Annotated in this window: 1 protein-coding gene; it reads right to left on the bottom strand. The window is 74.0% G+C overall.

Going from position 1 to position 759, the window contains the following annotated elements:
* Positions 1–46: 46 nt before the first annotated feature.
* A complete protein-coding gene (locus PAI11_RS23050; RefSeq protein WP_007579342.1) occupies positions 47–502 on the bottom strand; it encodes a hypothetical protein in 456 nt (151 codons plus the stop codon).
* Positions 503–759: the final 257 nt, after the last annotated feature.

Below are 759 nucleotides of genomic sequence, written 5' to 3'. Positions count from 1 at the left end.
CACGGTGGCGAGATCCGAAGCGTCCACGGACGCCAGGCGCCGCCCGCTAGTTCTCGGAGCCGAGCCGATCCCAGCAGTACAGCTCCAGCGCTTCCTGGGCGATCTCGGCGGCCCGGTCGTCGGAGAGGTACGGGAGGACGACGCGCAGGGCCTGCTCCTCGGCGACGCCGGCCTCGAAGGCGTCCTCGCCGCGGAAGCCGGCGGCGATCTTGAGGGCCTCGCGACGGTTCTCGCCGAGGGTCGGGAAGACCCGGACCAGGAAGTCGCGGTTGGCGACCGGCTGGCCGACCTCCATCGACGCGTGCCAGGCGGCGAGCATCGAGAGATCGTTCTCGTCGAGGTCGGCGAGGGTGCGGGCGTACTGCCCGACCAGCTCCGCCTCGGGGATCTCGTCGACCCAGGCCCGGACGACCTCGCCGACGAGCTGGCGACGGGCCTCGCGGCCGATCGATTCGGCAATGACACGGATCGTGTCGTGGGGGGAGATGAAGACGAGTTCCACGGGGTGTGGCCTGGGGGTTTCGGCACCCGGGAACGTACGCATGGCCCCGGACGGAGCGGGCGTTCCCGCCCAGGTGCAGGCGGAAGTCCGGCTACTCGAACCCGAACTCGCCGGCGGCCGTGCCGGATCCGGCCGGCTGCTGGCCGGTCGGCGCCGGACGCGGGCGCGCACCGCCGACCTGGGTCGGGGTCGAGGACGGAGTCGCCGGCGCGACGGGCGGGCGCGCGACGGGCGCCCTGCGCCGGCGCTCCCGGCGG

Source organism: Patulibacter medicamentivorans, assembly GCF_000240225.1.
Lineage (GTDB): Bacteria > Actinomycetota > Thermoleophilia > Solirubrobacterales > Solirubrobacteraceae > Patulibacter > Patulibacter medicamentivorans.
The sequence above is the reverse complement of the archived record's forward strand: the minus strand, read 5'-3'. Positions and strand labels throughout refer to the sequence as shown.